This window comes from Bythopirellula polymerisocia (assembly GCF_007860015.1).
GTDB classification, from domain to species: Bacteria; Planctomycetota; Planctomycetia; order Pirellulales; family Lacipirellulaceae; genus Bythopirellula; species Bythopirellula polymerisocia.
Genome location: NZ_SJPS01000008.1, coordinates 83,932 through 97,527, shown reverse-complemented (window position 1 = coordinate 97,527; position 13,596 = coordinate 83,932). Strand labels below are relative to the sequence as shown.

Annotated in this window: 13 protein-coding genes; 5 read left to right on the top strand and 8 right to left on the bottom strand. The window is 54.6% G+C overall.

Annotated elements, in window-relative coordinates:
* Positions 1–73: 73 nt before the first annotated feature.
* On the top strand, positions 74–1,180 hold the full coding sequence (locus Pla144_RS21055) for a PrsW family glutamic-type intramembrane protease (RefSeq protein ID WP_197530887.1): 1,107 nt from the start codon (positions 74–76) through the stop codon (positions 1,178–1,180).
* A gap of 16 nt (positions 1,181–1,196) precedes the next feature.
* Here Pla144_RS21055 and Pla144_RS21050 read toward each other — a convergent pair whose 3' ends face one another.
* Together Pla144_RS21050 and Pla144_RS21045 are read right to left on the bottom strand one after the other, a co-directional pair.
* Complete coding sequence (locus Pla144_RS21050) at positions 1,197–2,078, bottom strand: alpha/beta hydrolase (protein ID WP_146452670.1); 882 nt, start codon at positions 2,076–2,078, stop codon at positions 1,197–1,199.
* 12 nt (positions 2,079–2,090) lie between these two features.
* Positions 2,091–2,864: an alpha/beta hydrolase gene (locus Pla144_RS21045; protein ID WP_146452669.1), complete on the bottom strand. Its 774-nt coding sequence runs from the start codon at positions 2,862–2,864 to the stop codon at positions 2,091–2,093.
* Between the two features lie 290 nt (positions 2,865–3,154).
* Here Pla144_RS21045 and Pla144_RS21040 point away from each other — a divergent pair, with 290 nt between their 5' ends.
* Positions 3,155–3,721: a hypothetical protein gene (locus tag Pla144_RS21040; RefSeq protein ID WP_146452668.1), complete on the top strand. Its 567-nt coding sequence runs from the start codon at positions 3,155–3,157 to the stop codon at positions 3,719–3,721.
* A 41-nt stretch (positions 3,722–3,762) separates the two neighbouring features.
* On the opposite strand, the gene ruvA is transcribed toward Pla144_RS21040, so the two are convergent.
* The 6 genes from ruvA to metK form a co-directional block, all read right to left on the bottom strand.
* Positions 3,763–4,386 (bottom strand): Holliday junction branch migration protein RuvA, encoded by a 624-nt coding sequence (ruvA, locus tag Pla144_RS21035; protein ID WP_146452667.1) that lies wholly within the window; start codon positions 4,384–4,386, stop codon positions 3,763–3,765.
* A 12-nt stretch (positions 4,387–4,398) separates the two neighbouring features.
* Positions 4,399–4,905 carry a crossover junction endodeoxyribonuclease RuvC gene (gene ruvC / locus Pla144_RS21030; RefSeq protein WP_146452666.1) on the bottom strand — a complete coding sequence of 169 codons (507 nt, stop codon included), beginning with the start codon at positions 4,903–4,905 and terminating at the stop codon, positions 4,399–4,401.
* A 67-nt stretch (positions 4,906–4,972) separates the two neighbouring features.
* On the bottom strand, positions 4,973–6,745 hold the full coding sequence (cysS, locus tag Pla144_RS21025) for a cysteine--tRNA ligase (protein WP_231936478.1): 1,773 nt from the start codon (positions 6,743–6,745) through the stop codon (positions 4,973–4,975).
* A gap of 46 nt (positions 6,746–6,791) precedes the next feature.
* Positions 6,792–7,271 (bottom strand): 2-C-methyl-D-erythritol 2,4-cyclodiphosphate synthase, encoded by a 480-nt coding sequence (gene ispF, locus Pla144_RS21020; RefSeq protein ID WP_197530886.1) that lies wholly within the window; start codon positions 7,269–7,271, stop codon positions 6,792–6,794.
* Positions 7,272–7,412: 141 nt separating this feature from the next.
* Positions 7,413–8,261, bottom strand: a complete 849-nt coding sequence (locus Pla144_RS21015) for a hypothetical protein (RefSeq protein WP_146452665.1) — start codon at positions 8,259–8,261, stop codon at positions 7,413–7,415.
* A 158-nt stretch (positions 8,262–8,419) separates the two neighbouring features.
* Entirely contained in the window at positions 8,420–9,607 is a 1,188-nt protein-coding gene (gene metK / locus Pla144_RS21010) for a methionine adenosyltransferase (RefSeq protein ID WP_197530885.1), read from the bottom strand.
* A 452-nt stretch (positions 9,608–10,059) separates the two neighbouring features.
* Between metK and Pla144_RS21005 the strand changes: the two genes are divergently transcribed.
* From Pla144_RS21005 to lpxB, 3 genes are all read left to right on the top strand, one after another.
* The gene (locus Pla144_RS21005) at positions 10,060–11,466 is read left to right on the top strand and encodes a UTP--glucose-1-phosphate uridylyltransferase (protein ID WP_146452663.1); all 1,407 of its coding nucleotides are present in this window, start codon (positions 10,060–10,062) and stop codon (positions 11,464–11,466) included.
* Positions 11,441–12,118, top strand: a complete 678-nt coding sequence (cyaB, locus tag Pla144_RS21000) for a class IV adenylate cyclase (RefSeq protein ID WP_197530884.1) — start codon at positions 11,441–11,443, stop codon at positions 12,116–12,118. Before Pla144_RS21005 ends, cyaB begins: the two co-directional genes overlap by 26 nt.
* 228 nt (positions 12,119–12,346) lie before the next feature.
* Positions 12,347–13,570 carry a lipid-A-disaccharide synthase gene (gene lpxB, locus Pla144_RS20995; RefSeq protein WP_146452661.1) on the top strand — a complete coding sequence of 408 codons (1,224 nt, stop codon included), beginning with the start codon at positions 12,347–12,349 and terminating at the stop codon, positions 13,568–13,570.
* Positions 13,571–13,596: the final 26 nt, after the last annotated feature.

The following is a 13,596-nucleotide window of genomic DNA, read 5'->3' as shown; positions in this document are numbered from 1 at the left end:
CTTGTATGCTAGGTCCAACAATATAACAAATCGCGTGTTTGCGAGGAAACCGCGAAATGCGATAATCCCTGGTATGAATTGGCAGCACTATTCGCGATTGAAATCCCGTGATCCCGCCTACCTGTGGCGGATGGTGATCGGAATCGTTGCGGCGGGAGTAGTTCTTGGCTGGCTCGCCCAGTCGCTCGCCGAGGGACAAGGGTTCTCCAGCAGTACTGTTGACACCAGTAAGCATGACCGACTCGAAGAACTGGCCAGCCAGGGCGAGTGGTGGCAAGTCTGGTGGGCGATCCCGCGGCTAATGTTCGTTGATTTGAGTCTGGGTGTCATCGCCTTGGCACTCTTCGCGGGTTGCTGCTGGCTTGTTTTCCTCCTGCAAGCACTCCGGGCGCACAAATTTCGCGACTGGCGGCTCTGGGGGGCAATGGTCGCAGTCTCGCTAGGGATACTCAGCATCTGGCCGACACGATTCTTCTCGCTCTGGCAGGAGTTTCGATGGCATCTCGACATTAGCGCCGAACTCTTGCCAGGATTGCGCTTCTTCGTGTTGGGAGTAGGGCTTCGTGAAGAACTGGCCAAGCTCCTCTGTTTGCTGCCGCTACTTCCGATATTTGTCCGCAAGCGAGACGAAGCGGCAGCACTAATTCTTTCGGGCTGCGTCGGTTTGGGATTCGCCATCATTGAGAACATGAACTATCTCACCGCTAGCCGAGGCAGCGCAACTCTGGGCCGCTTTCTCACGGCCAACCCCTTTCACATCGCTCTCACAGGTTTGATTGGACTTGCGGTGTATCGCGCCTGCCTGGATTTTCGCAATCAGGCTCCACAGGCATTGGCCATGTTTGGTGTGCTGGTCTTCGCTCACGGCTTCTACGACGCTGCAATAGTGCTGCCCGACTTGGCCGATTACTCCATGGCGGGAACGATCATTTTCGCACTGGTGATGTACCAGTTCTTCCACGAACTGCGCAGCCTGCGGACTAATGGGAATGAAATGATCAGCCTGACAGCGACTTTCTTACTGGGAATTTCATTGCTGACTGCTGCGACGTTCATCTACATCAGCGCTCTGGCAGGGACTGCTTCTGCCGCCGACAACTTGATGACCGACGTTATCGGCTTGGCAGTGATGGTATATCTGTTTCTGCGAGAGATGCCAGAGACGATGGTCAGCGTGTGAGATGGCAAGAACAGCTTTAATCTCGATTTTCAGCATCGATTGTCGTAAGGAAGTTACTGACGACTTCGCAGAAATCCGCAGTCAAGGGGTCGTTGTGATGGCCGTTAGGAAGTTCGATAAACTTCTTATTTTCATTGGTTACAGCGGCAATAAGTGGTCGGGCGAATTCGATTGGAATCAGCTCATCTGCTGTGCCGTGAAACTGGAGCACTGGTCCGCCGTATTGCTTAATCCGTTGCTGCGAACGAAAGGGATTCCTCATCAATAATCGAACGGGAACAAAGGGATACTGACTCGCCGCGATGTCGTCCATGTTGGCAAATGTACTATGGAGTATTAGAGCCTTTGCTCCGAGTTTCTCGGCAGCAGCCACTGCCACGCCACCTCCCAAGGAACGGCCAAAAAGGATCATTTCGCTAGGGTTGAGATCAGTCTTCTCTGCTAGCCATTGCTGTGTGGCTATCGCGTCGCTAATAATTCCTTCTTCGGAAGGTGAGCCTTCGCTGTGACCGTAGCCACGATAGTCGAAAACAAGTACCGCAGCATTCAAGCACTCCCGGAGATAGGCTCCTAGTTCAAGGTTCTGATCAGCATCTTCTCCATTGCCATGAAAATAAATGAGTGCCCTTGTTGAGCCGCTCTTGGGGAAATACCAACCGTGTAGTTTGGTTTGATCTTCGGAACGAAGCCACACCTCCTCGGCTCCTAATTCTTGAGCTTCACTTCGAGAATCGCTTGGCGGAGGAGGCAAGTAGATGAGGCGACTCTCCATGATCATGAGTAGCAGACAAAACCCCAAATAGGCGAGCAATACAATTCGTATGATTCTGACACCGGCTTTTGCAACTGACTTGTGGGAGGTACTCGACGTACTTCGTTCGGCGGGAGATTGACTCATAGGTTCTCAGCGCTACCGATATGCGTTGCCCACCGGTTCAAGTGAATCGATAAATTCTACCAACGCTTCATAACAGTAATCAGGTAGTGGGCCACTATGGTCGCCATCGGGGACTTCGATGAATCGCTTGTTTTTGCCGGGGGCCGCGTCGAACAACTGCTTGCCCATGGCGAACGGCACGATGGAGTCGGCCGTGCCATGGGTCTGCAGAAGCGGCCCATGATAATGCTTGATCCGCTCAAGTGACGAAAACTTATTCTGCATAAGCCAGCGGACAGGCAACCAAGGGTAATTGTGAGCCGCTGCGTCGACGAGCGAAGCGAACGTACGGTCGAGTGCCAGACCACGGACATGGTACTCGGCGGCCAATTCAACCGCGACAGCTCCTCCCAGCGAGCGGCCTATCAGTACGATGTCGGCTGGGCTGACCCCCGTTCTCTCAGCGAGCCACAAATGAGCCACTCGGGCGTCGGCGATGACATTCTTTTCGTGCGGTCGACCCTCGCTATGCCCGTAGCCGCGATAGTCCCAAGCGAACACCGTCACACCAATTCGTTCGCGAAGCACTCGAAGTCGATTGGCAAGTTGGGCAACATATTCGCCATTGCCATGGCAATAGAGGACGACAGCCTTGGGCTCCGGATGCGGCACGAACCAGCCGTGCAGTCGCGTGCCATCTTCGGCACGGAAGTAGATATCCTCAAATGGCAAGTCGGGGACGTCCCAGTCATCTTCGTTCACCGGTGGAGCAGGAAACACAAGCAGCCGTTCAAGAATGCTAAACATAGATGTCAGAATAAATCGAGAACGGGGGAAGGAGTTTTCTTATCTGCCTGCAGCTTATTGTAATCACGTCGGTTTGGGACCGTCGACACCATCGTTTAACGAAAAAAACTCGCCTACTTGGTGAATTGGAACTAGAGATTGTCGGGGAAACTAGGGAGAGATTCATCGAAATTGCCTGCCGGTAATGCTTGGCGCGGGGTACTGGTTATGGCTAACATAGAGATTGCTGCCGCGAGCTCATCGAGGCCCGTAGTCTTCTCAGCGGCAGAAATACATCTTGCGGAGGGCAGATGATGCGAGTTCTAATCAGCGGTTTAATCGGTGCGGCGGCTAGTGCGGCTGTTTGGTTCTATTTGGAATTTGCCACGAAGCATGAGATGGGATGGCTCGCCATTGCGGTGGGACTCGTAACCGGACTATGCGTCAACGCGGCCGCTGGCCCTTCTGCGAGAGAAAGTACGGGCCGAGCGGCATTGGCTGCGATACTAGCCTTGACGGCGATTGTGGGTGGCCGGGTTGTCTATGCCAAGGTGATGCAGAATATTAATCAGGTAAAGAATGTCGCCAATGTGGCTGCCGTGGTGGTAGAAGCCGAGGATGCCGAAGGAGATGAAGTCGCTGTGGGAGAAGTAGTTGCCGAGGAAGAGCCTGTAGCAATTCCTGCTGCCGGGCCAACCAAAGCGATGCGGCTTGAGAAACCCACGAAAGACACCGTATCCAACATTGACTTCGTCTATATGGGTGTTGCTGCATTAGCGGCCTATGTGACCGGCAAGGGACGAAACAAAGTAGAACCAGTTGACGTAGACGCCACTGCGCCAAATACTGATTCGGCGGGCGATGCAACGACGGCTTGAGTCTTGTAAAGAACTAAACGAGCTACTCTGATTGGACAGAATCAGGACTGGCGCTGTTCGTAAACTGCGTGCAGGAGTTCTTCAACGTCTTTATACTTTTTCTTGCGTTCAAGGGCTTCGTCCAGCAGGCGCCGTGCGTGTGATTCGCTGTGACCCAGCGCTCTTAATACATCGTAGGCTTCGCTTACTACGTCGCGAGGAACGTCGGCACTTGCAGGAATATCTCGCCCTACGAGCAGGGCAAACTTCGGCACCTTTCGCCTCAGCTTAGCAATAATTCGTTCTGCCGTTGCTGGACCCACGCCCGGTAGCGTGCTGAGCCCCTTCGCATCTTGGTCTTCGATCAGTTGCGCCACATCTTGAACGGGACGAACCATAGCCCGCAGCGCCTTGCGGACCCCGACTCCATCGACCTGGCAAAAAAGTTCGAAGAACTCCCGTTCGATACCGCTCAAAAACCCAATCAGCCGCGGCGTCATCCGGCCCTGCATGGGATTCCCTTCCAGATACTCGATCGTGTGCAGGCTCGTTTCCTTGCCTATCTTTTCCTGCAAGTGCCGTCGAGCAAACTCAGGAATCAGCACTTCGTATTCGAAGGCCCCCACAGACAGGGTTAGGATATCGCCTGAGACAGTCAGAGGTTTGCCGGTAATTTTTGTGATCATAGGAGGCCAATCCTAGTCGTCCGAAACCGATCTGGCAACGTGTTGTGCCCTCGCCACACAATAGTGGCAAAATGCGATGGCCAACGCATCAGCCACGTCGGCAGGCTCAGGGAGCGTGGCCAAGTTCAGTTCGCGCTGGATTGCCAGTTGCATCTGCGTTTTAGGAGCGCGACCGTTTCCAGTAAGTGTCTTCTTGACTTGAGTAGCGGCATAGTCTTCGACTTCGATCCCATGCTCCGCCGCGGCCAGACAGATTACTCCGCGGGCGTGTCCCATCAGGATCGCCGTCGTGGGGCGGTCGTAATGAGCATAGAGTTTTTCAAGCGCCAAGACGTCAGGCCGCAAGGATTCGAGCGTTTCGGTTAGACCATCGTAGATTTCTTGAATTCTCTCCGGCAGCGATCCTGATGGCTTGCTGCGGATAATCCCCGCCTCCACGAGTTGAGGCCGACGATCAACGATCTCCAACAAACCATAACCGGTGGTATTCAGTCCAGGATCAACGCCAAGGATTCGCATAAGTATTAAAGTAAGTTTTCGGCCGAGGTCTCTTCAGCGATCCGGGATGAATGCGACACCGAACGAATTACGCCTTCGTCCACTCCGTCCCGCCTGCCCGGTCTTCTAAAGTAACTCCCAGTGCAGCCAGTCGATCGCGAATTGCATCGGAAGTGGCAAAATCTTTGGTGGCACGGGCAGTCTGGCGAAGCTCGATCAGAAGCCGCATCACGGCTTCCAAGGCGTCCGCCCCTCCTCCCGACCACTCCGTTCCTCCGGCCCTATCTTCTAGCACGATGCCTATCGGACCGACGCCATCACGGATTGCATCGGCGGTGGCAAAGTTTTTCTTTGCGCGAGACTCAGCTCGCAAGTCTATAACCAATTGCATTACCTCCCCGAGAAGCGCTCCCTCTCCTTCCGTTTGCGGCTTAGCGACCGCACTACCAAACAGCCCCAAGATACTCGTCAGCTCTTTTAACGTGATAAGCGATCGCTCCAACGTCGCGATCGCAGGGGTATCCTGCTGGCCCGTCCCTTCTAGTTGGCTGTCGTCGCAATGTTTGTTGATGATTTTGGCCAGCTCGAACAATTCGCCAATCGCTCCGCCGGTATTGAAGTCGTCATCCATAGCTGTGAGGAACTTCTTCCGGCAATTGGTTGCGGCCGCGAGAACGGGATTGCTGTCCGCATTGATTTCGCCCTCTTCGCGAGTGAGTGGCGCGACCAGTTCATAAAAATCCTTCCCCGTGATTCGCGCGTATCGTTTGAAAAGACGATAAAATCCATCAAGTCCGCTTCCTGCTTCTTCGATTGCAGGTTCGTTGAACAGGACTGTGCTGCGATAGTGCGTGCGAAGTAGGAAGAAACGAATTCGCTCTCCACCCTGACGTTCAATGAGCTGCGCGAGGCCACCGGCCCCTTTGGAACGGCTCATCTTGCCGCTGACGGCTTCTTCGCCGGTTGCTGATGCGACCTCGCCTTCCCGCTCACCTCGGCCACCAACTTTGCCGGCGGCGCTCGATGCTCTTAAGAGTCCATTGTGAGCCCAATAGGTGACCATCGGCTTGCTGTGGCAGCATTCGCTTTGGGCGATCTCGTTTTCATGGTGGGGGAACACCAGGTCCAGTCCCCCGCCATGGATATCAAACGTCTCACCGAGCAACTTACGGCTCATAGCGGAACACTCGATATGCCAACCGGGTCTCCCTTTGCCCCACGGACTCTCCCACGAGGGTTCGCCTGGCTTGGCAGTCTTCCAGAGGGCAAAGTCGGCTGGACCACGTTTCAGCACCGCAGTCTCGCCCCCTTCTCCCTGCATCTGCTCAACATTGCGATTACTGAGCTTGCCATAGCCACGATCCTTGGAGACCTCGAAGTAAACGTCCCCTTGAGATTCGTACGCAAATCCTTGTTCGACCAACGAATCGATCAATTCAATGATTTCGTCCATGCAATCGGTTGCCCGTGGGAAGTGGTCGATTGTGTCAACACCCAGGGCTTGAAGATTGAAGTTGTAATCGGCGATGTTCTCCTCGGCCACCTCAAGCATGGTGATCCCGCGCTCGTTAGCCTTCTTGATCAGCTTGTCATCGACATCAGTAATGTTGACAACCCAAGTGACTTCGTAGCCACAGTAGCGCAAATAGCGTTTGATGCAATCAAAAATAACGGGACCAACCATGTGGCCGATGTGGGCCTTGTCGTAGACCGTCGGTCCACACAAATAGATACTTACCTTCCCTGGCTCGACCGTGCGAAAAGGTTCTTTCTTCTTGGATAGCGTATTGTACACATGCAAAGTAGGGTGCGGCTCGGAGAGCGCGGGGGCTTGTAACTTCGTTTCTGTCATGGTGCTCATGGGAAATCTATCGTTGTGTGGGCGGTGACTCTACGAGTCATCGGAGTTAATGCTTTTGTAGCAACGCCACGCAGCGTGCCTGAATAATCGATTGCTCGCCGACGGGACCAACCCCCTCGCCGGTTTTGGCTTTCATGTTGATTTGTTGGGGAGTGACTGCCAGGAGTTCTGCTATTCGTTGCCGAATCGACTGCTTGTAGGGTGCTAGTTTCGGTTCTTCGGCAGCTACGACACAATCGAGATTGACGACATGATAGCCCTCTTTCTGGACTGCATCGTATGCCAATTGCAGCATCTGGGCTGAATCACGGCCACGATTCTCCTCGGCAGTATTAGGAAACATTTCGCCAATGTCGACCAATCCCGCCGCTCCCAGCAGTGCATCGGTGACCGCATGCAAGAGAGCATCTGCATCGCTGTGACCCACCGCATGTTTGTCGTGTGGAATGTCGATCCCTCCGAGCCGCAAAGGGCCACCTGGCGTAAGCCGGTGGGAATCCTCGCCCAGACCGATACGCAAGTTCACGGGATTCGTCGCTCCTGACAATGAGGGTACCCCAATTGTTTCGCTCAACTCGGTAAACCACCTAATTTCCACTCCGCGCGGATTATACTGCGACCCCACGCCACGAACAACGTGAATTGAAAACTGACCCTCAAGCGAGGGCTAGCTGCCAGTTGATTTCGGGCTGCGAGCCGCCAGATCGATTGTCACCTGTGTGGAGCACTCTGCAGCAATTGCCAGTTTCAGGTCGAAGCGTGCCCCGTGGGACAGAGTTTGGACGATTTTTATGTCGGCAGCGGGGCCACCTGTCTGATCGACTTCGATTGCAGGACGGAAAGGGAGTGGCGGACAAAACCCGACGTAAGCTGTCGCGTAGCGTTGCCCGGCCTGAAATTCAGACTGCAGAGTCGCATAGATCGCTTCCTGGCCATCGGCCTCACGAACTCGGAAAATCTGCTGTGTGCATTCCGGCTGTTCCAATGAATTAGTCGCCGCGCCGACCGATTGGCTGTCAAGCAAGTCAATTTCAGTTTCGACTACATCATCCAGGTATAGCCCCGCCTGGTATTCAGGGTGCCCATCGTCGAAAAAGTCTTGCCTCCAAAATAGATCGATCACCAGAAGTGGGAGCCAGATCAACCAATCGCTGAGTTTCTCGCCAGGAAAACTACACCCCACCATGATCATCACCAGTGCGAGGGAAGAACCCCAGCCCACTAGCTGGTCACCCCACGAAAAGCTATAGCCAGTTTCAAACTGGTGAGGAAATATTTGTCGCCAGACAACGCGTGCAGACCCGGCGATGGCCGTTGATACGACAGCTGTCAACAAGAGCGCGCTCCGGGGCAAGTCGGCAGTAAAAGCCCCACCCAATCTCCGCACTACCAACAGCACGCCCAATAAGACAAGCAAGCCGAGCACCGCCAAAACAGCGGAGGCCAGCGTCTGCGAACGCGACCATTTCGCAGTGTGCTGTAAAGCTGGCCATGATTCACTAGCGGAAAGCGACATCGTGGAGGACCATGGGTGATGGCAAGATAGAATGACCGTTCTAACTTTACCGCACAACAACCCACGCAACCAACAGCACTTACCCTACCCAGATCCCTCTGCCCAATTCCCAAGCCGGACGCACACATGCCTCCGGTCCTGAGCCCACGCTCACGAACTTACTTGGCAGCGACAGCCGTCTCTTTGGCAGAAGCTGTCAACTTGCTCGCCATGTCGGTCTTCTCCCAAGTGAATTCAGGTTCGCTGCGGCCAAAATGTCCCCCTGCCGCTGTCTTGCGGTAAATGGGGCGGCGCAGGTCCAAGTGCTCGATAATCCCTGCCGGTGTCAACGGGAAAAACTGTTCGACCAGCTCGCAAATACGTGAGTCATCGATGGTTCCAGTCCCTTCGGTATCGACATAAATACTTACCGGCTCAGAAACACCGATTGCATAAGCCAGTTGCACTTCGCAGCGTTCTGCCAGACCCGCCGCCACGATATTCTTGGCCACATAGCGAGCCATGTAGGCCGCACTACGGTCGACCTTAGTGGGATCCTTGCCACTGAAAGCACCGCCACCGTGCCGTCCCCAGCCGCCGTAGGTGTCGACTATAATCTTTCGCCCCGTGAGCCCGCAGTCACCGTGGGGTCCGCCGACCACAAACCGACCGGTCGGGTTGATGTGGAAGATGATGTCGTCGTCGACCAATTCCTTGGGTAGTTCAGGCTTGATGACTTTATCGATGATGAATTTGCGAATTTCTTCGTTCTTCACATTGGGGCCGTGCTGCGTGGAAACCACCACCGTGTCGATCCGCACGGGGGTATTGCCATCGTATTCCACGGTGACTTGGCTCTTGCTATCAGGCCGCAGCCAATCAACTTCTTTTTTCTGGCGTGCTTCGGTCAACCGATTGAGAATCCGATGCGACAAAGCGATCGGCAGTGGCATCAGTTCAGGAGTGTCGTTGCAGGCATATCCAAACATCAAGCCCTGGTCGCCAGCACCAACGTCCTTGCCCTTGGTGGCGTCGTCATCGACTCCCATTGCAATATCAGGGGATTGCTCGTGCAGGGCCACCATTACGGCACAATGGTCAGCACTGATCCCCATGTCGGCTTCGGTATAGCCAACCTCGCGGACAACTTGGCGAACGACTTCCTGCATATCGACAGTGGCTGTGGTTGTCACTTCCCCTGCGATCACGCACAGGCCAGTAGTGACCATCGTCTCGCAAGCAACGCGGCTAAATGGGTCTTGTGCAAACAGTGCGTCAAGTACGCCGTCAGAGATTTGGTCAGCCAACTTGTCGGGATGCCCCATGCTGACCGCTTCGCTAGTAAATAGATATTTGCCTGATGCCACGAGAAAGCTCCTAAATATTTGAAACACCCATGACCGCACCGACCCCCATAGTGGCAGAAAATGATGCACACCAAGGCACATACCCCTAGTACAATGTTTGACTGGGATTTGCCGGTCGCGGACCCGAATCTGCCAGTATATTCAGAGAGTGTGCCCTAAGGCAACTGGTGGTCCTTTTCGTCTTTCCCGCGCAGGCGGGAATCCAATAGGCACCGACCCGATTGTCACCCTGATTTCCCGCCTACGCGGGCATGACTGTGGTCGGGCCTAGCCAATTGCGGTCCCGGATTCGATAATGGCTGTTTTTCAGCTACTACATCAGTTGCGAATGTCAGATGGCACGTTGGCCCCGTCATATTTGGACCTCTCTTTTTACCTACGGAATCATTTTCCTCTTGTTTCCGGCATTGTGCCTGCTGGCTTATGCCTGGGTGCAACAGTGGATTTTTTGAATGGCGAAACAGTCGATTGAAAAGCAAGACCTAGTCGACCGGCTCAAACCATTTGGTCAGGAGCATTTACTCGATTTTTGGGAAGAACTATCCTCCTCCCAGCGGCAGGCATTGGCCCAGCAGATCGAAGCGGTGGATCTCGGCCAAATCGACTCCCTCTTTCGCGGTGAAGTCGATCAGCCCGATTGGGCCGAGCTTTCTCGCATTGCTGAGCCACCTCCAGCAGTCCGCCTGCACGAGCAGACGGGCACTCGCAATCAGGCTGCCATCGACCGGGGCATCGAAGCACTTCGCGCCGGAAAAGTGGGTGTGATGATTACCGCAGGAGGGCAGGGGAGTCGCCTAGGATTTGAACTTCCCAAGAGTTTGTACCCCATCGGTCCGATTTCCTCGGCCAGCCTATTGCAGATTCACATCGAGAAAATACGGGCAAGCGCCCAGCGTTATGGGGTGGCTATTCCTCTCTACTTGATGACCAGTCCTGCTACGCATGACGATACAATTCGCTTTCTAGACGAAAATGATCGATTTGGTCTCTCTGCGGACGATCTGTTCGTGTTCTGCCAGGGGACCATGCCATCGGTAGATATTGAAACGGGTAAGCTACTGCTGGCGGAGAAAGATCAACTCTTTCTCAGTCCCGACGGTCATGGAGGAACCGTGGCCGCCTTGGATAAGAGCGCGGCACTGAAACACATGCAGAGTCGCGCCATCGATCAACTCTTTTACCTGCAGATCGACAACCCTCTGGTCCCCATTTGCGATCCACTCTTGATCGGTCACCATTTGTTAGCCAAGTCCGAGTTGACCTCGCTCACTGTGCAGAAGAAACATGCCATGGAGAAGTGGGGCAATTTTGCAATGATCGATGGCCACATGCACGTAATCGAATACAGCGATTTACCCGACGAGGTTGCCAAACTTTGTGATGCAGAGGGAAAACTGAAGTTGTGGGCAGGAAGTCTCGCGATTCATGTCTTCGAGCGAAGCCTATTTGAACGGGCACTGCAGAAAACCGACATGCTGCCGTTTCACGTCGCTCGCAAGAAGGTTCCATTTATTGCAGCTGACGGGTCACAAATGACCCCCGACATGCCGAATGCCTTGAAGTTTGAGAGATTCATTTTCGATTTGCTCCCGGCAGCAGAACGTCCTCTGGTTGTTGAGTACCGCGAAGAAGAATGTTTCGCACCGCTTAAGAACGCCCCTGGTGCCGAGATCGACACTCCCGAATATGTTCAGCAGATGATGCTCGACCAGCATCGGCACTGGCTCACTGCCGCCGGTGCCGTGGTTGCCCCCGGGGTCGATGTGGAAATCAGCCCGTTGTTTGCCGTTGATGCCGAGCAAGTCGCCGAGCGGATCAAACCGGGGCAGCGTTATGACAAGTCGCAATACCTCACCTGACCAACGCCAACGCCCAGGCCAGCAAAAAGAACCCAGCCAACCCCTGGGCGTTGCCAGAGACTCCATCATGCACATCGAAGTCGAGCAAAAGTATCGTGTCGCCAGTCATGCTCCTACCGTTGCTGCGTTAGGTGCCTGGGACGTTACACTTGGCGAGCCAGTCGAGCAAATTGATTGCTATTACCGCCACCCTCAACGAGACTTCGCCCAGACCGATGAGGCGTTCCGCTTGCGCACCGTGGGCAACCAGAATTTCATGACCTACAAAGGCCCGAAGCTCGACCAGACGACCAAGACCCGCCGCGAAGAAGAAGTCCGAGTCGCCGACGGCCCCGCAGCCCGTCAGTCATGCGAAGAGATTCTCCGCCACTTGAGTTTCGAGCCGGTTGCCACCGTCACCAAACACCGCATCACCTGCCATCTCAAGCGAGACGGTTTCGATGTCGAAGTCGCCCTGGACCAGATCAAAGAACTCGGCCCCTTCGTAGAAATCGAAATCGCAGTTCCCGTTAGCCGCGAGGCGGAGCGCAGCGAAGCCGAGCGCGTCGCAGCCGCCAATCGTGTCCTCGCCAACCTCGCCAACGAAATGGGCCTCAGCGATGTCGAACGCCGCAGCTATCTGGAACTGCTCTTAGCGAAACGCACCAAATAAAGACGCGACCGCAGGTCGCGCGAATCTCAATCATTTTTCAACGCAGAGTTCGCTGAGGCGCAAAGAAAGTTTCAAACAAATTCTCTGCGTCTCCGCGAACTCTGCGTTTCAACTTTTTTCCAAGCCTCGTGGCCAACAGTCGCGGCTTTTCGCCTGCCGAATTGAACTTCCCCTCCCTTGCCCAATCTGCCATACTTCGCCCCCGTTTTTTCTCAGCGAGGGTGTGGTATGCAAATCTTCTTTTCCGTAGGCGAACCGAGTGGCGACCTGCATGGTGCCAATCTCATCCGTGCGCTTCGCGAGCGGGATCCAGATTGTGAGTTCGTTGGCTACGGCGGGCCCAAGATGGCCGCGGCAGGTTGCCACCTGCATGCCGACCTAACTCAACTGGCCGTGATGTGGGTGGCCCAGGTGATTTTAAACTATGGCAAGTTTCTGGGGCTGCTGGCGGCAGCGGATCAATATTTCCGTAACTATCGGCCCGATGCGGTCGTGCTGATCGACTACCCAGGGTTCAACTGGCACATCGCCCGTAGGGCGAAGGCTCATGGTATTCCCGTCATCTACTATGGCACCCCGCAGTTGTGGGCTTGGGCCTCGTGGCGTGTGAGCAAGATGCGGCGATTCGTCGACCATGTACTCTGCAAACTCCCCTTTGAGGAGAAGTGGTTTCGCAAGCGGGGTTGCCAGGCGACCTTTGTGGGCCATCCCTTCTTCGACGAACTCGAAGCCCAGCAAGCCGACGAGGAAATCCTCAAGTCACTGAATTCGCAAAATACCCCTCTAGTCACAATTCTGCCTGGATCGCGCACCCAGGAAGTAAAAGGCAACCTTCCCGAATTTCTCAAAGCGGCGCAGCTGATCCGCCAGCGAGTTCCCCAGGTAAGCTTCGCGGTCGCTGCCTTCAAAGAACAGCATCGTGACATGGCTCGACAGATGATTGATCAAAGTGGCGTCGATGTCGAACTGTACGTCGGCCAAACCCCGGAATTAATCCAAGCGGCCAGATGCTGCCTGGCTTGTTCCGGATCAGTGTCATTGGAGCTCTTGTTTCATACCAAACCAACGGCGATTCTCTATAAGATATCGCGTTTGGGCTACTTAGTGCAGCGGGTTTTCCGCAAGGTACGGTACATCACTTTGGTGAACTTACTTACGGCCAAAGATCCCTTTGCCGAGCGTAGGGCAGGGCACTACGACAAGTCGGATTCCCGAGACAACCATGTGTTAATGCCCGAGTATCTTACGTGTCGAGATTGCACTGCCGATCTGGCAGACCATGTGGTTCAGTGGCTCACGTCAGCTGATGACCATGAGCGTAACGTGCAAGGACTCGCCGACCTGAAGGCCCGCATTGGCCACGGTGGAGCCTCACAGCGAGCAGCAGAGTATATTTCGCGTTTGCTTAGGGAATCGAACGAGAACGCAGGCGAAATGAATTCGGCAGCGTGATAAGATGCACTCTGGTCACCTGCGAC